This window comes from Shimia sp., from assembly GCF_022448905.1.
In the GTDB taxonomy this organism is placed as follows: Bacteria; Pseudomonadota; Alphaproteobacteria; order Rhodobacterales; family Rhodobacteraceae; genus Shimia.
Map to the genome: position 1 here is coordinate 384,721 of NZ_JAKVCW010000002.1, position 21,960 is coordinate 406,680.

At 58.3% G+C, this 21,960-nt stretch carries 26 protein-coding genes; 13 read left to right on the forward strand and 13 right to left on the reverse strand.

From position 1 onward, the window contains the following. Positions 1–68: 68 nt before the first annotated feature. Together MK208_RS03605 and MK208_RS03610 are read left to right on the forward strand one after the other, a co-directional pair. Complete coding sequence (locus MK208_RS03605) at positions 69–791, forward strand: CoA transferase subunit A (protein WP_294113970.1); 723 nt, start codon at positions 69–71, stop codon at positions 789–791. A gap of 2 nt (positions 792–793) precedes the next feature. Beyond that, entirely contained in the window at positions 794–1,423 is a 630-nt protein-coding gene (locus tag MK208_RS03610; RefSeq protein ID WP_294113972.1) for a 3-oxoacid CoA-transferase subunit B, read from the forward strand. A gap of 92 nt (positions 1,424–1,515) precedes the next feature. Here the strand turns inward: MK208_RS03610 and MK208_RS03615 are convergent, their stop codons facing one another. Together MK208_RS03615 and MK208_RS03620 are read right to left on the reverse strand one after the other, a co-directional pair. Beyond that, the gene (locus MK208_RS03615) at positions 1,516–2,808 is read right to left on the reverse strand and encodes an FAD-dependent oxidoreductase (protein WP_294113974.1); all 1,293 of its coding nucleotides are present in this window, start codon (positions 2,806–2,808) and stop codon (positions 1,516–1,518) included. Positions 2,809–2,922: 114 nt separating this feature from the next. Next, a complete protein-coding gene (locus MK208_RS03620; RefSeq protein WP_294113976.1) occupies positions 2,923–4,398 on the reverse strand; it encodes an AMP-binding protein in 1,476 nt (491 codons plus the stop codon). Between the two features lie 163 nt (positions 4,399–4,561). On the opposite strand from MK208_RS03620, the gene MK208_RS03625 reads away from it, so the two are divergent. From MK208_RS03625 to aat, 5 genes are all read left to right on the forward strand, one after another. Further along, positions 4,562–5,263: an ABC transporter substrate-binding protein gene (locus tag MK208_RS03625; RefSeq protein WP_294113979.1), complete on the forward strand. Its 702-nt coding sequence runs from the start codon at positions 4,562–4,564 to the stop codon at positions 5,261–5,263. A 92-nt stretch (positions 5,264–5,355) separates the two neighbouring features. After that, positions 5,356–5,898 (forward strand): LuxR C-terminal-related transcriptional regulator, encoded by a 543-nt coding sequence (locus MK208_RS03630; protein WP_294113981.1) that lies wholly within the window; start codon positions 5,356–5,358, stop codon positions 5,896–5,898. A gap of 412 nt (positions 5,899–6,310) precedes the next feature. Beyond that, complete coding sequence (gene accB / locus MK208_RS03635; RefSeq protein ID WP_294113983.1) at positions 6,311–6,814, forward strand: acetyl-CoA carboxylase biotin carboxyl carrier protein; 504 nt, start codon at positions 6,311–6,313, stop codon at positions 6,812–6,814. Between the two features lie 9 nt (positions 6,815–6,823). Further along, a complete protein-coding gene (accC, locus tag MK208_RS03640; protein ID WP_294113985.1) occupies positions 6,824–8,176 on the forward strand; it encodes an acetyl-CoA carboxylase biotin carboxylase subunit in 1,353 nt (450 codons plus the stop codon). A 19-nt stretch (positions 8,177–8,195) separates the two neighbouring features. Next, complete coding sequence (gene aat, locus MK208_RS03645; RefSeq protein WP_294113987.1) at positions 8,196–8,822, forward strand: leucyl/phenylalanyl-tRNA--protein transferase; 627 nt, start codon at positions 8,196–8,198, stop codon at positions 8,820–8,822. Here aat and MK208_RS03650 read toward each other — a convergent pair. The 7 genes from MK208_RS03650 to MK208_RS03685 all read right to left on the reverse strand — a co-directional run bounded on the left by MK208_RS03650 (position 8,777) and on the right by MK208_RS03685 (position 13,453). Further along, a complete protein-coding gene (locus tag MK208_RS03650; protein ID WP_294113989.1) occupies positions 8,777–9,274 on the reverse strand; it encodes a DUF2155 domain-containing protein in 498 nt (165 codons plus the stop codon). The genes aat and MK208_RS03650 overlap by 46 nt on opposite strands. Then, positions 9,267–9,716 carry an outer membrane lipid asymmetry maintenance protein MlaD gene (gene mlaD, locus MK208_RS03655; protein ID WP_294113990.1) on the reverse strand — a complete coding sequence of 150 codons (450 nt, stop codon included), beginning with the start codon at positions 9,714–9,716 and terminating at the stop codon, positions 9,267–9,269. Before mlaD ends, MK208_RS03650 begins: the two co-directional genes overlap by 8 nt. A 5-nt stretch (positions 9,717–9,721) precedes the next feature. After that, positions 9,722–10,111 (reverse strand): NADH:ubiquinone oxidoreductase subunit NDUFA12, encoded by a 390-nt coding sequence (locus MK208_RS03660; RefSeq protein ID WP_294114111.1) that lies wholly within the window; start codon positions 10,109–10,111, stop codon positions 9,722–9,724. Between the two features lie 102 nt (positions 10,112–10,213). After that, positions 10,214–10,753 (reverse strand): glyoxalase superfamily protein, encoded by a 540-nt coding sequence (locus MK208_RS03665; protein ID WP_366010417.1) that lies wholly within the window; start codon positions 10,751–10,753, stop codon positions 10,214–10,216. Between the two features lie 191 nt (positions 10,754–10,944). Beyond that, positions 10,945–11,838 (reverse strand): DMT family transporter, encoded by an 894-nt coding sequence (locus tag MK208_RS03675; RefSeq protein WP_294113992.1) that lies wholly within the window; start codon positions 11,836–11,838, stop codon positions 10,945–10,947. A 65-nt stretch (positions 11,839–11,903) separates the two neighbouring features. After that, complete coding sequence (locus MK208_RS03680) at positions 11,904–13,007, reverse strand: serine hydrolase domain-containing protein (RefSeq protein ID WP_294113994.1); 1,104 nt, start codon at positions 13,005–13,007, stop codon at positions 11,904–11,906. A gap of 59 nt (positions 13,008–13,066) precedes the next feature. Continuing rightward, positions 13,067–13,453, reverse strand: a complete 387-nt coding sequence (locus MK208_RS03685; RefSeq protein ID WP_294113995.1) for a RidA family protein — start codon at positions 13,451–13,453, stop codon at positions 13,067–13,069. A gap of 199 nt (positions 13,454–13,652) precedes the next feature. Here MK208_RS03685 and MK208_RS03690 point away from each other — a divergent pair, with 199 nt between their 5' ends. Beyond that, positions 13,653–14,387 (forward strand): GIY-YIG nuclease family protein, encoded by a 735-nt coding sequence (locus MK208_RS03690; protein WP_294113998.1) that lies wholly within the window; start codon positions 13,653–13,655, stop codon positions 14,385–14,387. A 146-nt stretch (positions 14,388–14,533) separates the two neighbouring features. On the opposite strand, the gene clpX is transcribed toward MK208_RS03690, so the two are convergent. Together clpX and MK208_RS03700 are read right to left on the reverse strand one after the other, a co-directional pair. Then, a complete protein-coding gene (clpX, locus tag MK208_RS03695) occupies positions 14,534–15,799 on the reverse strand; it encodes an ATP-dependent Clp protease ATP-binding subunit ClpX (protein WP_294113999.1) in 1,266 nt (421 codons plus the stop codon). A 135-nt stretch (positions 15,800–15,934) separates the two neighbouring features. Beyond that, entirely contained in the window at positions 15,935–16,567 is a 633-nt protein-coding gene (locus MK208_RS03700) for an ATP-dependent Clp protease proteolytic subunit (protein ID WP_294114001.1), read from the reverse strand. Positions 16,568–16,827: 260 nt separating this feature from the next. On the opposite strand from MK208_RS03700, the gene MK208_RS03705 reads away from it, so the two are divergent. Together MK208_RS03705 and MK208_RS03710 are read left to right on the forward strand one after the other, a co-directional pair. Then, a complete protein-coding gene (locus MK208_RS03705) occupies positions 16,828–17,394 on the forward strand; it encodes a hypothetical protein (RefSeq protein WP_294114002.1) in 567 nt (188 codons plus the stop codon). A gap of 527 nt (positions 17,395–17,921) precedes the next feature. Continuing rightward, positions 17,922–18,584, forward strand: a complete 663-nt coding sequence (locus tag MK208_RS03710) for a DNA-3-methyladenine glycosylase I (protein ID WP_294114003.1) — start codon at positions 17,922–17,924, stop codon at positions 18,582–18,584. Between the two features lie 3 nt (positions 18,585–18,587). Here the strand turns inward: MK208_RS03710 and MK208_RS03715 are convergent, their stop codons facing one another. Further along, a complete protein-coding gene (locus MK208_RS03715) occupies positions 18,588–19,085 on the reverse strand; it encodes a c-type cytochrome (RefSeq protein WP_366010421.1) in 498 nt (165 codons plus the stop codon). A 42-nt stretch (positions 19,086–19,127) separates the two neighbouring features. Between MK208_RS03715 and MK208_RS03720 the strand changes: the two genes are divergently transcribed. The 3 genes from MK208_RS03720 (at position 19,128) to MK208_RS03730 (ending at position 20,817) form a co-directional block, all read left to right on the forward strand. Continuing rightward, positions 19,128–19,667 carry an N-acetyltransferase gene (locus MK208_RS03720; protein ID WP_294114006.1) on the forward strand — a complete coding sequence of 180 codons (540 nt, stop codon included), beginning with the start codon at positions 19,128–19,130 and terminating at the stop codon, positions 19,665–19,667. A 102-nt stretch (positions 19,668–19,769) separates the two neighbouring features. Next, positions 19,770–20,396 carry a C39 family peptidase gene (locus MK208_RS03725; protein ID WP_294114007.1) on the forward strand — a complete coding sequence of 209 codons (627 nt, stop codon included), beginning with the start codon at positions 19,770–19,772 and terminating at the stop codon, positions 20,394–20,396. A gap of 10 nt (positions 20,397–20,406) precedes the next feature. Next, positions 20,407–20,817 (forward strand): PaaI family thioesterase, encoded by a 411-nt coding sequence (locus MK208_RS03730; RefSeq protein ID WP_294114009.1) that lies wholly within the window; start codon positions 20,407–20,409, stop codon positions 20,815–20,817. Here MK208_RS03730 and MK208_RS03735 read toward each other — a convergent pair. After that, on the reverse strand, positions 20,805–21,836 hold the full coding sequence (locus MK208_RS03735; RefSeq protein WP_294114011.1) for a glutathione S-transferase C-terminal domain-containing protein: 1,032 nt from the start codon (positions 21,834–21,836) through the stop codon (positions 20,805–20,807). The genes MK208_RS03730 and MK208_RS03735 overlap by 13 nt on opposite strands. Positions 21,837–21,960 lie beyond the last annotated feature (124 nt).

Consider the following 21,960-nt stretch of genomic DNA (forward strand, 5'->3'; position numbering starts at 1 on the left):
GCTGGCGTTGACTCATCTCCGCCCCGCCGTCACTACTCTCCCCAATTTCCGGATAAGGGGAGACATCCATGAAAAAGGTATATGCAAAGGCCGCTGAGGCGCTGGACGGCGTTCTGAGCGACGGCATGTTCATTGCCTCAGGCGGCTTTGGCCTCTGCGGCATTCCCGAGCTTCTGCTCGACGCAATCAAAGACAGCGGCGTCAAAGACCTGACGTTTGCCTCCAACAACGCGGGCGTTGATGACTTCGGCATCGGCATCCTGTTGCAGACCAAACAGGTCAAAAAGATGATCAGCTCCTACGTGGGCGAAAACGCAGAATTCATGCGCCAGTACCTCTCCGGTGAGCTGGAGCTGGAATTCAACCCACAGGGCACCCTGGCCGAGCGCATGCGCGCTGGCGGCGCCGGTATCCCGGGCTTCTTCACCAAGACCGGCGTCGGCACCGTGATTGCCGAAGGCAAGCTGGAAAAGCAGTTCCCCACCGGTCCTGACGGCGCGATGGAAGACTACATCATGGAAGAAGGCATCTTTGCCGATCTCGCCATTGTGAAAGCCTGGAAAGCGGATGAAACCGGCAACCTCGTGTTCCGCAAAACCGCCCGCAACTTCAACGCCCCTGCGGCCACCTGCGGCAAGATCTGCATCGTGGAAGTTGAAGAAATCGTGCCCACTGGCTCGCTGGACCCGGACAGCATCCACCTGCCCGGCATCTACGTGCACCGCATCATTCAAGGTGATCACGAAAAACGTATCGAACAGCGCACCGTACGCCCGCGTGAGGAGGCATAATCATGGCTTGGGATCGCAATCAAATGGCGGCGCGCGCCGCACAAGAACTGCAAGACGGCTGGTATGTGAACCTCGGCATCGGCATCCCGACGCTGGTCTCCAACCACATCCCCGAAGGCGTCGAAGTCACGCTGCAATCAGAAAACGGCATGCTGGGCATGGGCCCCTTCCCGATCGAAGGTGAAGAAGACGCCGACCTGATCAACGCCGGCAAGCAGACCATCACCGAACTGCCCCAGACCGCGTATTTTGACTCGGCGCAGTCCTTCGCGATGATCCGCGGCGGCAAAATCGCCATGGCCATCTTGGGCGCCATGGAAGTGGCTGAAAACGGCGATTTGGCCAACTGGATGATCCCCGGCAAGCTTGTCAAAGGCATGGGCGGCGCGATGGATCTGGTGGCCGGCGTCGGCCGCGTGGTGGTTGTGATGGATCACGCCAACAAACACGGCGTCTCCAAAGTGCTGAAAGAGTGCACCCTGCCGCTGACCGGCAAAGGCGTGGTCGACCGCATCATCACCAATCTGGGTGTGTTGGACGTGGTTGAAGGCGGCCTGAAAATCGTCGAATGCGCCGATGGTGTGAGCGAGGACGAACTGCGCGCCGCAACTGAAGCGACCATCGTGAACTAAGCCTAACGCGGCGATAAAATCACAAAGCCCTGCCAGATTTGGCGGGGCTTTTTTGCGCTTGGACCCCAAGTAAATCGGGTTTGATCCAGCTTTTATATTCTCAATCGATTGAGGCCCTGACTTGACAAGGACCGGACGAGCTCTTCAGCAGTCACTTCCTGAACGGCTACGCCGGACCGAAGCGCAAGCGCAGCAGCCGCGCCTGTGGCCTGCCCCATTGCCATGCACTGTGGCATTCCGCGCACCGAAGCAAACGCCACAGAGTCTGCCGACAAAATGCGGCCGGCAAACATCAGGTTTGTAATCCGTTCCGGCACAAGCGATCGAAACGGAATAGTATAAAACTGACCGGGTTCGATGGCCGCCAAATGCGTCATATCCCCTTCAGCGCGCATAACATCATCGATCGGGTTGTCGCAGGCCACAATCCCATCCCGGAACTTGGTCGCGTCCGCCAAGTCTTTCCCGGTCAACCGATACTGACCTTGCAGTTTCCGTGTCTCGCGCACCCCCACTGTAGGAGAGAGCATCGACATATGCGCCTTGTCAAAACCGGGGACATCACTCTTCAGGAATTGCGCCAACTTGTGACATCGTCTGCGCCCTTCCTGAGTTGCCGCGCTCACAGCAACAGGGTCTGTGCCGTCAACGCCCCGAACATGCACGGAATTGCAAAAAACCGTGCCTTCGTGAAAGCCTCGCATCAGATACAGCTTTGCCAAGTCACTGTGTAGCCGACCCTCCGCAATCCCTTTCGCCGCAAACTTCTGAAAATACGGATCCGGATCAGCAAAGGCCCGGTTCCATTCCACCCCCACCATGAAGAACGAAATTGTCACGGCCATCATGTTTCCCGACGCGTCGCCCAAGGCAAAGGGCACGCCCGCTTTGGCGGAGATATCGCCATCCCCGGAACAATCAATGACGATTTTTGGCTCAAGGCTGAAAGGTCCATGCCTATCACAGCATTGGACCAAAGAGATCGTGTCGCCATTCATTTCGGGGCTGACTGCGATTGCCCCTAATCGTGTCCGAACACCTGCTTCTTCAAGCATTTCAAACATTGTCAGTGTGGCAACGTCATGGTCATAGATGATTTCGGGACCGAAATTCTCCAACGTACAGTCCCGTTTTGCGGCCGCTGGGGGGACCATCTGTGTGAGCCGCTCCGTGAGTTCTTCAATGAGCCCGCCAATGATCTGATTCGTCGGGTAGGCGCCTCCCCAGGGCATCCCAGGACAAAACGCCATGACACCACCGACCTTGCTTGTCGCCTCTAACAGTGTCACCTCAAGCCCTTGGCGCGCTGCCGCGATGGCGGCTCCAAAACCTGCCGTACCGCCTCCAATCACAAGAACATCGGTTCGCTCTGTCCTGATCGTCATCTGAGGTCCTTTTGTCCAAGAAACGCATCTCACTCAACGATGAATAGCCCCTCGTTTCAAGTCGGGAAGACACCAAAGCGCCGCCTGTAAAATCACCCTTTGGAAGGCACTTTTTTAGGAGTCGCCTCGCAACATCCCCCGCAATTCCGTCTTCAACACCTTCCCATAGTTGTTCTTCGGCAAGCGCTCCACCTGCACATAATCCTTCGGCCGTTTGAACCGCGCCATCTCCGTCAGACAATGCGCCTGCAACGCCGCCACATCCAGCGCGCCATCACAGACCACAAAGGCAACCACATCCTCGCCCCACTCCGGGTGCGGCCTGCCCACCACGGACACCTCCACCACAGACGGATGCGTCAGCAGCACCTCTTCCACCTCACGTGGATAAATATTGGTCCCCCCGGAAATGATCAGGTCTTTGGAGCGATCCTTCAGCGTCAGATACCCCGCGCCGTCCAAAACGCCCATATCGCCCGTGTGCAGCCACCCGTCTTTCAGCGCCGCCTTCGAGGCCGCCGCGTTGCGCCAATACCCAGGCATTACCGCATCCCCGCGCGCAAGGATTTCGCCCACCTCACCCGCAGGCAAAAGCCCCGCCGAGCCACCAATCGCCAGCTCCACCACCGATTGCGCCCGACCAACCGACGCCAGCTGAGCCACATCCCCGCGCGCCACCTCATCTTTGCTCAACGCGGTGATGCACATCGGGCATTCACCCTGCCCGTAGATCTGCGCAAACACCGGCCCGAAGTGATCCACGGCCTCGCGGATGTCCTCCACATACATCGGCCCGCCACCATAGACGACGGTGCGTAGTCCAGAGCCATCAGCGCCCATCGCCTTGGCGACCTGCGTCATGCGTTTCACCATCGTGGGCGCAGCAAACATATGCACCCGCCCAAAATGCGCGGCGAGATCAAAAATCTCCGCCTCGTCAAAGCCGCCACTTTCCGGCACCACATGCCGCGCGCCTTTGAGCACATGCATCACGTTGTAGAGCCCGGCCCCATGGCTCATTGGCGCGGCATAAAGCGCTGTGTCCTCCGCGGTCACCTGATCCACATCGGCAAAATAGCTCATCGCCATGGCAACAAGCATGCGATGGGTGATCATCACGCCTTTGGGCCGTCCTGTTGTGCCGGACGTGTAAAACAGCCAGCACAGGTCACCAGGCTTGCGGTCTACAATCGCTCCACCGTCAACGCGTTCCTCCGGTACCAAGGCGCAAGCCACGTCACAGACCTCCGAGAGATCTGTCTCAAAGCGTTCGGACACAAAACACAGCTGAGCCTCCGCATCCTGCAAAATCCACGCTGCTTCTTTCGGATGCAGCTTGGCGTTGATCGGGACCGCCACTGCCCCGGCTGCCCAAATGCCATAAAGCGCAATCAGATACTCGGGGCAATTTTTCATAAACACCCCAACCCGATCGCCAGCTTGCACCCCTTGTGCGTCCAGCCACTGCGCCACCCCCAGCGCACGGCTCAGAAACCCGCCATAGGTCTCGACACAGCGCTGCCCCTCAAAAATCGCCTGCCGCTCCGGCGCACGCTGCGCCGCGCGCACCAACCATGTCGCAATATTCATAGCGGTCCCCCCTCTCCCCAACCTCAGCAAGCCGCAAGACCAGCCGCACTGCAATCCCGTAAAACCACCAGTGCCCGCCCCATCCAAAAGGTAACGGCTTTTTAGCACTCTCATGCTCAGGTGACGCCGGAACTTAAATGCTCATTCAATTTTTGGAGTCACCATGCAAAAATCCACGCTTTTTGCTGCCGCTCTCGCGGCCCTCGCCACCACAGCTTCGGCCGAAACGGTCAAACTGACCACGCTGGAATGGCCCCCATATGTGAACGCCGACGGCTCCGGCACATCGACGAACGCTGTCACCGCCGCCTTTGCCGCCGCAGGCGACGAGGTCGTGGCTGAGGTCTTCCCATGGAACCGCGCCGTGAACCTCGCCGCCAAAGATCCAAACTACCTGGGCCTTTACCCGGAATACTATGACGCCGGTGCCGACGCCGAAAAAGGCGGCGACCGCTGCGTCTACTCCGCCCCATTTGGCACCTCGCCGGTAGGCTTCATCCACCGCAAAGACAACGCCTTTAGCTGGTCCTCCCACGACGATCTCGGCAACTACCGCATTGGCGTGGTCGAAGGCTACATCAACGAAGCCCGCTTTGATGCCATGGTTGCAGACGGCTCACTGAAAGTGGACGCAGGCCCAACCGACGCCTCAAACGTGGAAAAAGTCGCCGCCGGCCGCATGGACGCCGCCGTGATCGACCGCAACGTGTTTGAACATATGCTCGCCAGCGAGCCGCGACTGGCCAAACACGCCGACGCGCTGGTGTTCCACGAAACCCCATTGGCCAACCACAACCTGCTGGTCTGTTTTGAAAACTCCGACGCAGGCCGCACCGCCCGCGACCGCTTCAATTCCGGCCTGTAAGACAACCAATCACCACACGACGGCGCGCGTAATAGGCGCGCCGTTTTTCTTTGCGCCTTCCCCTTTGCGCACACCTGTGCCATCACTGCCCGATGGAACTAAACGCCCTCGCCTTTGATCACGCCCCTGTCGGGCTCTGCATTCTGGAAAACCGTATCATCCAGCGGGTGAACCTGCGGTTTGGTGAGATGTTTGGCATCGCGCCGGAAGGCTGCGCAAACCGCTCTATTGCTGACTTCTACGCCTCTGATGAAGATTTCCAGAAACTTGGCAAAAAGGTCTACACCACCATGGGCAACACCGGTCGCTATAGCGACGAACGTGTGATGCAGCGCATGGACAAAACCCTTTTTTGGTGCCGCGTCCGGGGACAGTCCACGTCACCGGAAAGCCCTTTCTACAAAAGCGTTTGGTCTTTTGCTGACCTCTCTGAGGACCGCCCCGTTGTGGAACTCACCCAGCGCGAACGCCAGGTCGCCATTCTGACCTGCCGCGGCATGACCTCCAAAGAGATCGGGCTGGAGCTGGACCTGTCCTATCGCACGGTCGAAGAATACCGCGCCCGCCTTCTGCGCAAGTTCAATGCCCGCAAATTGGCCGAATTGGTGGCCAAACTGTCCGGAATGCCACTTTAGGCTCTGGCCCCACTCCTTTTGTACATCAGGCGTCAAATCCGCAAAATATCAGTGGTTTGGCACGCGCCGACAATAGTGGAGCTATTTTCAAGCGGGCCAAGCCTCTGAGATGACGCGGATTTGGCGTCCGTAGGATTTGGCAGATTTGCCGCCTGACGTCCTCGCAATGCCTTGAGATAGAACCACTATCCCAGCGCCATCGTTCGTTGTCAGACAGAAAATCTGCCAAACCTGTCGTGCAAAAGGAGTGGGGCCAGAGCCTAATCGACTTTCAGGGCTGGAAACTCCGTCCATTTCCCCCCATCTGAACCCCAGTTCAGCTTTCCTAGGGGCAGCTTTTTCTCTATAAGCGCCGCAGGGGAAACCAATAAGACTCAACAGCGCTTAAGCGCGTAGGGGATAGAAACGGAAAATGAGCAAAAAAAATCACGACTCTGATGTGGCCTTTATTTCTGCTTTGGCAGAGCTGCTGCGCGAAAACGACCTGACCGAACTGGAAGTGATGCGCGAGTATGGCGAAGACGACAGCCTGAACGTCCGTGTCAGCCGCCAGACGCAAGTAGTTGCCGCCGCACCTGCGGCCGTTGCAGCCCCAGCCGCCGCGCCAGCACCTGCCGCCGCCGCACCAGCCGCAGCGCCTGCTGCCGCACCGGCCGCTTCTGAGGACGATCCTGCCAGCCACCCAGGCGCAGTGACCTCGCCAATGGTTGGCACCGTGTATCTCGCACCAGAGCCAGGCGCCGCACCGTTCGCCACCGTGGGCCAGACCGTATCTGAGGGCGACACCCTGCTGATCGTGGAAGCCATGAAAACCATGAACCACATCCCGGCGCCAAAATCCGGCACCGTGAAGCGCATTCTGGTGGGCGACGGCGACACCGTGGAATATGGCGCACCGCTGGCGATCATCGAGTAAGGCGTTCTCATGTTTGACAAAATCCTGATCGCAAACCGCGGAGAGATCGCCCTGCGCGTGATCCGTGCGTGCCGCGAAATGGGCATCAAATCGGTTGCGGTGCACTCCACTGCGGACGCCGACGCGATGCACGTGCGCATGGCGGATGAGGCCATCTGCATCGGCCCGGCCCCCGGCACCGACAGTTACCTGAACATGGCGGCCATCATCGCCGCCTGCGAAGTCACCGGCGCGCAAGCGATCCACCCGGGCTACGGCTTCCTCAGCGAAAACGCCAACTTCGTGCAGATCATCGAAGACCACGGCCTGACCTTCATCGGCCCAACTGCGGAACACATCCGCATCATGGGCGATAAAATCACCGCCAAAGACACCATGATCAAACTCGGCGTGCCCTGCGTGCCGGGTTCTGATGGTGGCGTGCCTGATCTTGCAACCGCCAAGAAGCTTGGCGAAGAGATGGGCTATCCGGTGATCATCAAAGCCACCGCCGGTGGTGGTGGTCGCGGCATGAAAGTGGCCCAGACGGCTGCCGACATGGAAAGCGCGTTTATGACCGCCCGTGCGGAAGGCAAAGCTGCCTTTGGCAACGATGAGGTCTACATCGAGAAGTACCTCACCACACCGCGCCACATCGAGATTCAGGTCTTTGGGGACGGCAAAGGCAAAGCGGTGCACCTGGGCGAGCGCGATTGCTCCTTGCAGCGGCGTCACCAGAAGGTCTTTGAAGAGGCCCCCGGCCCCTCCATCACTCCGGAAGAGCGTGCCAAGATCGGTAAGGTCTGTGCGGATGCGGTTGCCAAAATCAACTACATCGGCGCGGGCACCATCGAGTTCCTCTATGAAAACGGCGAATTCTATTTCATCGAAATGAACACCCGTCTTCAGGTGGAACACCCGGTGACCGAAGGCATCTTTGGTGTCGACCTCGTGCGCGAGCAAATCCGCGTCGCGGCCGGTCTGGACATGTCCTTTGAGCAAGATGAGTTGGAAATCAACGGCCACGCCATTGAGGTTCGCATCAACGCTGAGAAACTGCCAGAGTTCGCCCCGCGTCCCGGTAAGATCACCGCGTATCACGCGCCCGGTGGTCTAGGCGTGCGGATGGATAGCGCGCTCTATGACGGCTACAACATCCCGCCTTACTACGACAGCTTGATCGGCAAGCTGATTGTGCATGGTCGTGACCGGGCCGAGGCGCTGGCGCGTCTGGACCGGGCCTTGGGTGAGCTGATCATCGACGGCATCGACACCACGACGCCGCTGTTCCACGCCCTGCTTCAGGAAAAAGACATCCACACCGGCGAATACAACATTCACTGGTTGGAGAAATGGCTCGAAGCCAACATGGCTGAGGGCTAATCCTGCTTGGGCGCGCATCATGAGTGAGGTCACACCGGACCTTTTGATGCGCGCCTATGGCATGGGAGTCTTCCCCATGTCCGAAAACCGCGACGACCCGGACATCTTTTGGGTGGACCCGATCCGCCGCGGCATCTTCCCTCTCGACAGCTTCCACATCTCCCGCAGCCTCGCCAAGCGCATCCGTCGTGGCGGCTACGCAGTCTCGCTCAACGCGGACTTCGAAGGCGTGCTGGAAGGCTGCGCCGACCGCGATGAGACGTGGATCAACGCGCAAATTCACGCCCTCTACATGGCGCTGCACGCACGCGGAGAGGCCCACTCATTGGAGGTCTGGGATCGCGATGAGTTGGTGGGGGGCGTCTACGGCGTAACCCTTGGTGGGGCCTTCTTTGGCGAGAGCATGTTCTCCCGCAGAACGGATGCGTCCAAAATAGCCCTGGCCTATCTGATCGAGCACCTGCGCCGCTGTGGTTTTACGCTGTTTGACACACAGTTTGTGACCGATCACCTGATCTCATTGGGGGCGATCGAAATCCCGCGTGCGGACTATCACAAGATGCTAACATGGGCGCTGCGGCATGACGCCGACATCACGGCTCACTCGTTGCCGTCACCCTCAGAGGTGCTCTCCGCGTCCACCTGAGCCAAGCCCGTGCAGCGCAAAACCCAAACGTCATAGCGGGCATGATCCAGCGCACTTAGCGCGGGAGATGACGCCACCATCCAGCCCTGGAACACATTGGCACCCGAGCCCTGCTCCTCATAGACCGAGATAAAGGCAAAGGCATCGCCATTTGGGTTTTCGCTCGGATGTCGGCATTGCGCCATATCCACGCGCAACGTGCCAAAGTTCACCGAATAGCCGTTATCCAATTCAAAGTCCGCCACCTGCCCGGTCAGCTTGTCCAGCCCCCGCAGCAACGCACCCTTGCCCACCGTGGCAGCGACCACGCTCTCGCTTTTGACATCGCCCAGCGGAATATCCAGCGTCTCATATTTGAGCGGCTCGATCTCCAGCATCTCGATCTGGATGTCCTGCGCCTGTGCCATCGCCGGCAGCAGTGTTGCCGCAGCCAAGGTTGCCCACTTAGTCATCGTCACCACCGCTCACAAACTTCAGAAGCAGCGAAATCAGGCTCACCGAACTCTGCGTATCCTCGATCTCGTCTCCGGCTTCAAAATTAAACGGCGAGCCACCTGGCAGAATTTCCACAAAATTCCCACCCAACAGGCCTTCAGACGAAATCACCACGGCGCTGTCATCCGGCAACGCGATACCATCCAGCACACTAAAGGTGGTCAATGCACGGAAGGTCTGAGGATCAAGCTGAATGTCGGTTACTGTGCCAATCTTCACACCAGCGAGCCGCACATCCGTGCCCACGCTGACGCCCTCAATCGAACGGAAGGACGCGTTGAGCCCATAACCGCCACCGCTCTGCCCCACGGAGGCAAACTGCGCGCTGTAAAGCATGAACCCGGCAGCCAAAGCCACCACGGCGGCACCGACAAATGTCTCTGTACGTACGGCGGACATAAAACTTACTCGGGGCTCCATGCCTCATAGTCAGACCGTTCCACCGGCGCCTTACCTTGCGCGCGAATGGTGCCCGCAGGCGCATAGGCCAGCGCGGTCCCGGTCACGTTTTCCTGATGCGGAATTTCCCACTCTTTGTGCTTGAGCGGTTTCTGGCTTGGCACCTCGTCAAAGGTCCGGTGCAACCAACCATGCCAATCAGCACTCACACGGCTCGCTTCCACTTCGCCGTTGAAAATCACCCAGCGCTTGGAATCATTTTCGGTGCGATAGTAGACGTTGCCTTGCTCGTCTTCGCCCATTTTTACGCCTTTGCGCGCTGTAAACAGCTTGGTGTTCAGCGTACCGCCGTTCCACCAGGTCAAAACGTTGTTGATCGTGCTCAGAATGCCCATAGGTATCTCCGCAAATTCTTCCCTCATATGGACTATTTGTCTGCAAAGGTCCAGTGGCGGAACCGCGCAGGTGCGAGGTTGTCGCCACTGAAGAAGTCACAATCAGCCGTTGCCGGAGCGCTGCTCACAGAAGGTCAATTTGTTGCCAAACGGGTCAGATACTGTCACCTGCGCCCCCCAGGGCATACTCTCCAGCCCCGGGTTCAGATTGGGATAGTCCCGGCTCTGCAACTCTTTGTGGAAGTCTTCAATCCGGTGCATCGGCACAAAGCTACGCCCCCCGGGTGTCGCATCATTGTGATGCCCGCTGATGTGCAACAGGCAGTCGCTGCGCGACACCTGCATATACAATGGCAACCCCTCCTCGTGTCGATGCTCCCAATCGACCGTGAACCCTAGGTAATCGATGTAAAACTCCCGCGCCTTGGACTCATCAAAACTGCGAATAATGGGGATGGCCGGGCGGATGTTCACCGCGGCACCGGCCTCAGCGATCTTCGCCGACAGAACATTCCAGTCCGGCAGATCAAATTGCTTTGCCACCAACTCCAGTGCCGTAGAGTGGGACACGTCCACACCTGTTTCTGCCAAAGCTGTTCTTAGGGATTTTGCCATCGATTTGGCATCACGAAAATCGCGCATTGCGCCTGTCCTTTTGCTGTCAGCCCATCCAATGTCAGCCTCCGCGTTGCCTCTTGATGCGCCTCAGACAAAAGTTTGGCGGTCTCATGGGGCGCGTTCACCTTCGCGAAAATCGCGTGCGGACAGCGGGCCGCGCCAGCCCTGCGCCGGACGCTAGGACAAGACCGCCCATGGGTCAACCATCCGTAGCCCTACGAAGCTGCGGGACGGCTGCGCCACATGATCACCAAGCCTGAAAGCACAATCAACGCGCTGCCGATCAGCATATAGCTGTCCAACCGCTCGCCAAACATCACCACGCCAAGGGCCACGCCAAACAGCAGACGCGAGTAGCGAAACGGCGTCACCGCTGAGACCTCTCCAGTGCGCATCGCCCGCATCAACGCGCTATAGGCAAACACGCCGCAGGCCACGGCCCCAACCACAGACAGCAGTGCCATAGGCGGCGGTGTGTGAAACGGCACCTGCTCCCAGATCATTCCATAAACCGCACCCGCCACCACAATGGCCAGAAACCCATAAAGCCCCAAAACAGCGGTGCTCAGGCTCGCCGGCGCCGCCCGGCTCGCCAAATCCCGTCCGGCAAAGCCCAGCATCCCGGCCACCGCCAAGAGCGACAGCCAGCTAAAGCTGTCCCCACCGGGCCGCACAATCAGCACCACGCCCGCCAGACCAATCACAATCGCCAACCAACGCCTCCAGCCGACCTGCTCACCCAGCACCAGCGCGGCAAAAGCCACCACCACCAATGGCGTGGCCTGCAAGATCACCGTAGTCGAACTTAATGGCGTAAGTGCCAGTGACAGCGTGAAAAACAGGCGCCCAACTATCTCAAACACCACCCGCACCTGCATCGGGCGCGACACCACCTCTTTCGGTGCCAAGGGCTGCGATTTGGCCCGCAGCCACAGAGCAAACACCATTGCACCGCCGGCCCCAAACAGAACCATCACCTGCGCAATTGGCAAGCTCTGCGCCGCCGCCTTGAGGAAGGCATCCTCCACGGCAAACCCCGCCATGGCCGCAACCATGAACACAGCGCCCAGCCGATTGGCCGCGCGGTCGGTGGCAATATGGGACGTCATGAGGCCCGCTCTCCTGTCGCAAAATCAACCGCAGGTATGGGCGAGCCCCCTGCCGGACACAAGCGCTAGCGTGGTGCTGCGACCAAGGCACGCGCCAGTTTATCTTCCAGCTTGGTTACACGCTGGCCAGTGGCATGATTTGACGCTGTGGCGACCACAAGATTGTGCTTGGGATAGACTGCGAGGACCGCAAACCACCGATTGTTGGACCCATTGTGCCACCGTTTTGGAACCAGCCCCTTCGGCTGTTCAACAATCCAACCCAACCCGTACATCTTGGACACCGGAGCCCAGAGCCGCTGGCAATTTTCCGCCCTCAAAAACTGCGGCGCGTTCCCCTTGCACGCCTGCAAGTGGACCTGCCCCCACCGCGCCAAATCCGCCATGTTGAGGTGGATTGTGCCCGCAGGCCCCATCCAGGCCGGATTGTCTGCCTCGCGTGCCTCAGGGGCCAGCGGCTTTTTTACCCCCATAAGCCCAACATGCCCCAAAGGTGCGTTTGCCGCATCCGGCGCCCCAAAGCCCAACGAGCGCAAGCCCAGTTTGCGGCCAAAGCGCGCTTGAATTTGGTCTTCCCAGGCCTGCCCCGTGACCTCTTCGGCAACCATCCCGGCCAGCACATAACCCAGATTTGAATACCGCATCTTGCCGGCCCGATGTGGCACAGGGTCTTGCCACAGCGCCGACAACACCCGCAGCCGACCCGCAGACGGGGTCTCGGCATGGCGCTGCATCATCTCGCGCAGTGAGGCATTGGCCTTCAGGCCCGCGGTGTGGCTCAACAACTGCTCCAGCGTCAGCGCCGCCCATGTCGGATGCAATGCATACTTGGGCCCGGTCAGATACGTGCCAATGGGCGCAGAAAGCGACACACGCCCCTCTTGCGCCAACTGCATCAGCAACGCGGCCGTGAAACTCTTGCTGATGGAGCCAATATGAAACGGTGCATCTGGCGTCACTGCGCCGGCACCGTTTCGACTGCGCGGCCCTGCAACCATCATGGTCGGCCTGTCATTGTCAAACGCGTATGCTGCCCCAAACGCTTGCTTCGGGGCCGCCTGCGCCGTTCGCGCAAACACATCAGACGCGGAAGCGTCCTGCGCCATGCCCCAATGCGGCCAAATTCCCAGCAAAGCTGCCCCAATCACGGAAGTCCATCGATATACCATAGCGTGTACTTGGGGACAGCTGACAATGGCGTCAAGCCCTGGCCGGGGCTTTCTCCAGTTTAAGACGAAGACACCCGCGCGGTGACTTCGATCTCGATCTTCATCGCCTCTTCCATCAGCTTGGCAATAATCATCGTCGCTGCTGGTTTGGCCTTGGCAAAGACCTCGCTGGTCACCGGCCAGCATTTCTCAAAATCCGCACCATTGGGCAGAATGTAATTCACCCGCACCACGTCATCGAGCGAGCTGCCCGCTTCCTCCAGTGCCTTGCCAATGGTGTTGAGCGTGTTGCGGCATTGATCCGCCACGCTTTCCGGCATGGTCATGGTCTCGTAATCATAGCCAGTGGTGCCCGCCACAAAGACCCAGCCATCGGCCACAACCGCGCGGGAATACCCGATTTTTTCTTCAAACGGCGATCCGGTGGAAATGTGACGGACAGACATACGCAGGCTCCTTGTATTGCATTGCCCAAGACATCCTCCGGTGGTGCCGCGGTGTCAATGGCCGGGATCTCACATCTTCTTAAGCCCCACTTGATTTCGGCGAGCTCTAAGGTTTCCACGTACTCCGAAAACGAGCGGCATTTCTTTACTTACTACATAACGCATTTTAAACGCTCACAAAAATAGGAAAGGTTCGATTGTGGCAACAGAGATTTTGACAGGGCGCTCCCATATTCTCAGAGAGATGAGACCGCTACAACGACAGGTTTCACAGGCCATTGTCTCGGATGTTCTTAACGACAACCCGCCATCGAGCAGGCGCGAGGCTATCGACCGGTACAAGACCCAGCTCGGAGCAGCCGTCTTCTTTGATGATGGCAAAGGGTGGACGGGCGACCTGCGAGAAGCAGCTATTATCTGCTTGATTCATTATGGTTTCAAAAAGGCAAAGGTTGTCCACTTCGACGAGGAAACTGACACCTTAAGCAATTGGAGCAAGAGCAAGGATAAACTGCAAAATGCAGCCGCGCTTGAATACGAGTTCGGCAGCAACGCGCGCCGCGCGAAAATGCTCGACGAACTTTTGGATCAGTGCTCAGTTTTGGGCGAAGGCCGCGAAGCAGTCTATGTCTATACAGACAGCTTGCTAGACACTTTGGACATTCCCTACACAAAAATTGGTAAACACTTGAGCAGTGAGCTTGGGTCAGTCGCCAGTCGAGTACTTGACCAATATGGCACCGCCAATCCAGGCAGACCTGTTTTACGCAACGTGTTTAAGACCGCCGACTCTTCCGCGCTTGAAACTCTTCTTCACAGAGCATTCCAAGAACACCGCGTAAAAGACGGCATTGGTACGGAGTGGTTTTTGGTTGTCCACCACGCGGTTGAAAATGAGTTTTTGTCGCACGTGGCCATGGAAGAAAACCGATAACCGAAACGGCGCGGCTCATAAAGGTTGAGATGCGCCAAAGCTGGCGGCGAAAGCGTATTAGATCAATCTTGGTGCAGCGGCCCCCAAAACAAAAAAGGCGCCCCACCGGGACGCCTTCCTAATCTCTCTCAGCCTGTCACCAGACCTCAACCCGCCTCAGCTGGCTCTTTCTCGCCTTCGCCGTGGATCATCAGCGGAGCAGACTGACTGGTCGCCGCTTCCTCGTTCACAACGACTTCGGTCACGCTCTCCTGACCCGGCAGCTCAAACATCGTGTCGAGCAGGATCTCTTCCAGAATGGACCGCAGGCCACGCGCACCAGTCTTGCGCTCGATCGCCCGGTTGGCAATCGCCTTCAGCGCATCGTCGGTAAAGGTCAGCTGCACATCTTCCAGCTCAAACAAACGCTGATACTGTTTCACCAGCGCGTTTTTCGGCTCGGTCAGAATGATCACCAACGCATCCGCGTCCAGATCTTCCAGCGTCGCCAAAACCGGCAGACGGCCGACAAATTCCGGGATCAGGCCAAATTTCAGCAGGTCTTCCGGCTCCAGGTCCTGGAAGATCTCGCCGACGCCGCGCTCGTCATTGTCGCGCACATCCGCGCCAAAGCCCATCGCCGAGCCTTTGCCACGCTGCGCAATGATCCGGTCCAGCCCCGCAAAGGCGCCACCACAGACAAACAGGATGTTGGTGGTGTCGACCTGCAGGAATTCCTGCTGCGGATGTTTCCGGCCACCTTGCGGCGGCACAGAGGCCACGGTGCCTTCCATCAGCTTGAGCAGCGCTTGCTGCACACCCTCACCGGACACGTCGCGGGTGATGGACGGGTTCTCAGACTTACGGGTGATTTTATCAACTTCGTCGATATAGACGATGCCACGCTGCGCGCGTTCCACGTTATACTCGGACGCCTGCAACAGCTTGAGGATGATGTTTTCCACATCCTCCCCCACATAACCGGCCTCGGTCAGTGTGGTCGCATCCGCCATGGTGAACGGCACATCCAGAATCCGGGCCAGCGTCTGCGCCAGCAAGGTCTTACCGCAACCTGTTGGGCCGATCAGCAGAATGTTTGATTTCGCCAGCTCAATGTCGCCGGTTTTGGCCGCGTGGTTCAGGCGTTTGTAGTGGTTGTGTACCGCCACAGACAGCACGCGTTTCGCGGTGGCCTGGCCAATCACATAGTCGTCCAGCACGTCGCAAATCTCACGCGGTGTTGGCACGCCTTCGGAAGATTTCAGGCCGCTGGCCTTGGTCTCTTCGCGGATGATGTCCATGCACAGCTCAACGCATTCATCACAGATGAACACCGTTGGACCCGCAATAAGCTTGCGCACCTCGTGCTGGCTCTTACCACAGAAGCTGCAGTAAAGCGTGTTCTTGCTGTCACCACCGGACGTGTTCGACATGTCTTACCTTTCAGGCCAAATCTTGCCCCCATTTGGAGAGGGCCACCCATGATCTCAGCCAGCTTAGGCCAGCGTCAAAGTGGGCACAATGCGAAAGTGCCCAGCGGCGTCTTTGTGCCGCCGGGCACTTAATACTTAGCTCTCTTCGTCATCACCTTTGGCGCGGTTTTCGACGATCTCATCGATGAGACCCCACTCCTTGGCCTCTTCCGGGCTCATGAAGTTGTCGCGCTCAAGACCGGCTTCCACCTCTTCATAGGTGCGGCCGGTATGCTTGACATAGATTTCGTTCAGACGCTTTTTCAGCTTCAGCGTCTCTTCGGCGTGGATCATGATGTCCGTCGCCTGACCCTGATAGCCACCGGACGGCTGGTGCACCATCACGCGGCTGTTTGGCAGGGAGAAGCGCATACCGGCCTCACCGGCGGTCAGCAGCAGCGATCCCATAGAGGCCGCCTGACCAATCACCAGCGTGCTCACCTTCGGCTTGATGTACTGCATGGTGTCATAGATCGACAAACCAGAGGTCACCACGCCACCGGGGCTGTTGATGTACATGCTGATCTCTTTGGACGGGTTTTCCGCCTCAAGGTGCAAAAGCTGCGCCACGATCAGGCTGGACATGCCGTCATGCACCGGGCCGTTGAGGAAAATGATGCGCTCTTTGAGCAGGCGCGAGAAAATGTCATACGCGCGCTCGCCCCGGCTGGTCTGTTCGACAACCATGGGCACAAGGGTGTTCATATACGTTTCATAAGGGTCGTTCATATCGCCTGCCTGTTGATCGCGTTGCGGCCCGCCCGTCGGACCCTACCAAGAGAGTCTTAGTATTGGGTCACAGGGGCTGCAAGGGCACCTAATGATTTTTGGGTTAAGGCGAGGTAAAGGCGCAGGGTTTGAGGGGGAGCAAATCTGCGATGTTGCGCCAACAATTGCTTTACTTGACCGACGGAGCGAAAACTTGACGGCTCGCGCCAAAAGGGTAATTCCGAACTGCAAAACATGCTTTGCAACTACAATCAAAGGACATGCCCAAAATGAGACGAACTTTGAAAGTGATTGGATATGGGGCCGGACTGTATCTCGTTTTTCTTGTGCTCGCCTCCGGTTTCTCTGCTCTGTCGACGAATAACAAGAGTTTGGCGTCTCTTGAACGCCGCCTAAATCCTGCTCAGTTCGTGTTCTGGCAACGTGGCGAGTTTTTTAGAAACCCACCGCTATTTAAGTCCGTTATGTCTGATCCCAAAGGCCAACTCTCACAAGATGGCCCAAAGGATGCACCTGACGTAGACATATGGGTTGTTCTTCTTGAAGGTCCGAAAGACATCGCAAATTTCGCCATGGCCAGTCAGCTCGGGCTAAAACCTCAAAAGATAGCTCAGCTTGAGCCAGGCGAAAGTGTCTATTCTCAATCGGTCGCACTGCACGGGAGGCTTCATCCGATACCATTTTTTTTAGTGCGAAAGAGTGTACTGGTGATGGATGCGAAGTACTTGCGGGAAACCTACAAAACTGAGTGCCTTGATGAAATTGTGTATCGGGCCATGATTGATCAAAGAGACAAGGAATTGGATAACCACTGCGAACTATCCTAACACATAGCCAAATCACAGATTTGGCAGCGCCCGAACCGCCCCCACGGGGCGGGCGCTTCGCTTCCCGCCCCTCGGTTCGTGCGCGGTGCCGGCATACACTAGTCTAGGAATAATCGTCGGCAAGCGCCGTTAGTGCTTTCGAAACGCTCGGATCAAGCCAACAATTGCCAAACCTATTGGGATCCAAAGGAGCGCGTACAACAAGTAGAAACCCAAGCCCCACAACGGATAGAGCGCTGCCCCCAAATCAAGGCCCAAGACCTCGCAAGGTTGAGGCCCCTGAGCGGAGATCTTACACCCACCCAAATTTGCCAAAAGCGCGATTAGCAGCCCAAGAAGACATGCAAAAATCGGCCAACAGACTATCGCGATCATAGCTTTTGAGGAGATGTTGCTATCCTCACTAAAACTCATTTCCTTCTCCAAAAAGCATGGGCTATCTCCAGAAAACTAGCTTCCCCAACCCTGTGTTCCTTGCATCTTACGATTGCTTGGCTAACTTTCAACGTAACTGAAAAGGACCCACCATGCGCTGCTTTGACGACCTCTTCGCCATCTCCGCCGAGCGCAAAGGCGGTGCCGACGCGCTCGAAGCCCAACTGACCAAACCCAAATCCGCCGCAGAACTCGCGCAAATCCCGGAGGACCGTTGGCTGGCACAATTCACCAAAGGCGTCTTTCAGGCCGGTTTCAACTGGCAGGTCATCGAAAACAAATGGGACGGCTTTGAGGCCGCCTTCCACGGCTTTGACGTAGACCGCTGCGCCTTCATGCATGACGAAGATATGGACCGCCTGATGTCCAACACCGACATCGTGCGCAACGGTCCCAAAATTCGCACAGTGCTGGAGAACGCCCACTTTATCCAATCCCTGCGCGAGGACGGCGGCGCGGGCAAAGTGCTCGGCGGCTGGGCGTCCACCGACTATGTGAGCCAGCTGGAATTCATGAAAAAAGGCGGCTCCCGCATTGGCGGCGCCACCGGGCAATATGCCCTCCGGTTCTTGGGCAAAGACAGCTTCATCCTGAGCCGCGACGTGGTTGCCCGTCTGATCGCCGAAGGCATCATCGACAAGCACCCCACCTCCAAAGGCGCGATGAAGAAAGTCCAGGAGGCCTTCAACATCTGGATGGACCAATCCGGCCGCAGCCTGACCGAGATCAGCCGCGTTCTGGCGATGAGCCTCTAGGCGCTACTGCTGCACGCTCTGCAAAAAGGCCACCAACTCCACCACCGGCTGCGAGGTCATGATCGGCTGACCTGTGGGCGTCTTGAGCGCCACATCCACACCTTCAAAGAAATCGCCATACACCGGCATCGGGCTGCCATGGCTCACCAGCGGGTCGCGCCCATCAATGCGCTTGATCACCCGCACCAAAGGAAACTGCCCGTCATTTCCTTGACTTAAGGTCAAAAGGTTGTCCGGCTTGATCAGCAAAACTCCCGCCATCGGCCCATTGCCATCCATATCAATGCCATGACAAGTGGCGCAATGCGTCAAGTACAGCGCCGCCCCCTCCTCCACATTGTCCGCAAAACTGGCACCCGCCATCACCGTGATTGCCAGCGCACATAGACCCGTTTTCATCGCAACGTCCTCCTTTGCTACAGCGGACACATGGCCCGCGTTGCTGTCCCCACACCGCCCAGTCTGCCACAGCCGCGCGCCGCCAACCTTGATCCGGATCATAGCGCGTGACACAACCAAGCCACGTGCCAAGGAGCGCCCGCCATGATCTACGCCGAAGACCTCTCGCCCAACGACACCGCCCCAACCCAGCTGTTTGCCGACACTTTCACGGCGTCCGAAGGCGAGGCCGAAGGCGCGCTGATCGGTGATCTCGTCACAAACCTCCTGCAAGACCGCACCACCGACGGCACTCAAGTCTTCACCGCCGCCGACGGCGGCACCCTCGTGGCCGCCGTGCTGTTCTCCCCGATGCCCTATTCCGACGACCCACGTCGCGTGGTGCTGCTCTCCCCGATGGCGGTCACCACCGCGCGCCACGGCGAAGGCATCGGCCAAGCGCTGATCACCCACGCGCTCACCACCCTGCGCGCGCAAGGCGCAGAGGTGGCGATCACCTACGGCAGCCCGGTGTTCTACGGCAAAACCGGCTTTGCGCCCCTGACCGAGGCCATCGCCCCTGCTCCACAGCCGCTCAGCTTCCCGCACGGCTGGATCGGCCAATCCCTCACCGACGCCCCGCTCACGCCCCTGAAAGGCACCCCAAGCTGCGTCGCCGCCCTTAACGACCCTCAATACTGGTAGCCTAACCCAAAGACCTTTCCGCGCCGCATCCCGACAACTCCAATTGACCCAACCACGGTTTCGCGCCACCCTAACCGAGTAGTGTTACAGGGGAGACCGCACATGGGCTGCCGAATAGTTTTCGCCGTCCTTTTGGCACTCAGCGCAAGCTGGGCCAACGCGGAGCTTGGCGCACGCACGGGCGAAATCCTCAAACGAAAACTCCCGCCGCCGACGATCTCTCAATCACTGGTTCTCTTGGACGTCCCACATGTGCGCCAAAAACCATATTACTGTGTTCCCAGTTCCGCGAGCATGATCCTCGGGTACTACGGACGCCCAACATCCCAGACAGAAATCAAGAACCGTGCGGAATCCCACAAGCCAAAAGACAAACAAAATTGGACTTTCACCTATTTTGTGGACTTACAAAAAGGACTGCGCACCTTGGGCCACCGCTGGGATATTCGCAGCTTTCCCAAAACAAACGCAGGCTTCAACAAGGGGCTCGCAGAGATCCAGCGCAGACTAAAAAAGGGCCGCCCCGTTATGATCGACGTCCACCAAGGACCAGGCCATACCTTTGTTTTGATTGGATTTGACGACGCCAAACAGGTTGTATTTATCAGAGACCCGAATATGCCGTCCTCTCGCGCTCGCCAATTGACGTATGATCAAATGCGCAGCAATTGGCACAATCACAGGTTTGGCCCGCACCGGACTGCAGTCTTCTCAAAACCCCCAAAATAAACATCACAACATGCCCCTCACACCAACAGACTCCCAAGCCATGCTTGCCAAAGGCTTCGCGCCTTGGGTGCAGGCGCTGGACCTCACCATCACCGACATCTCGCCAACCGCTGCCACGCTCACTATGCCAATCACCGCGGAGCTCACCCGCATTGGCGACATCATCTCCGGCCAAGCGCTCGCGGCGATGGCGGACACCGCCATGGTGTTTGCCTGCTTCGGCCACCTGGACGCCTTCACGCCGGTCGCCACCACCAATCTCGACACGCAATTTCTGCGCCCAGGCACCGGCGATCTAATCCGCTGTGACGCAGAGATCGTGCGCGCCGGCAAAGCGTTGATCTTCGCCCGTGCCACCATGATCGCCCTGCCCGCGGACAAGGCCGTCGCCACAGCCACGGCAACCTTTTACGCGCCCTGATCCGCCAACTCCGGATGCCGATAGGCCTCCGGGTAAGCCATCGGCTTCACCGGCCCCAAGGGCACAACCCCATTCCAGGACCGACCAAAATAACCCTGACGGCAATGCACCAACGATCCCGCCGCCGCCACGCCATCCATCGCATAGACCCGACACAGCCATCGCCACAGATGTGGATACTCCAAAATCCGCGCGCCGTTCAGCTTCATGCGCACATAATACACCGGGTCATGCCGATAGAGCGTTGGGAACAACCGCAGGTCCGCCTCGGTGAACGCATCCCCTGCCAAAAACGGCCGCCCATCTGACAACAAAACCTCCAACGCCTCTAAAGCCGCAAAGTAGGCTTCAAACGCCTGCGCATAGACGTTTTGGTCAGACGAGAACCCCGCCTTATAGGCACCATTGTTGATCGCCACATAAATCTGCGCGTTGAGCGCATCCACGGTCGCCACCATCTCGGCATCCTCCGGCACCAACCGCACCCGCGCGTCGTCCGCTATGGTACTGTCCAATGCCGCCGCATGGCGGTCCAACATGCGTAAAATCTCCGCGCTTTCGTTGTTCACAATCCGCCCCGAAACCTTGTCATAGAGGATCGGCACCGACTGCTCTTCAGAGCCTTCGCGCTGATAAATCTCCTTGGCCAGCCGCAGCCCCAATCCGGTCCCGGTCTCAACCGTACATTCCGGCAACGTGTCCCCGGTCAGCGTCGCCACCCGACAGGGATCAAACTCCCAGAGATTTGGCCCAACCACATCGTCCTCCCCGGTGCGATTGGGAAAGGCCACATCCATGCTGATACTGCTTTCCAAACCAAGCACAGCCCGCGCCAGCGTCACCCGATGGCACCACGGACAGTTCAACGCCACAAACAGATGGTACCGCCCCGGCTCGGGCGGAAATGCTGAGTCCCCAATCGCATGGCGAAACCCGCTCACCCCGCGCACAAATTCACCTTTGGCACGGCGCTCCGCTGCCCGCGTCTGATCTTCCTGAACCGATGTCTCTTTTGTCATGGGGTCAGCTTGCGCGTCCCACGCGCAGATGCAAGCGCTTTGCCGTTCAGGCAACACCTACGCACCTTGTGGTTACCTTTGATGGCACCACAAAAAACCCACCATCGCGAAACAGTCGCGATAC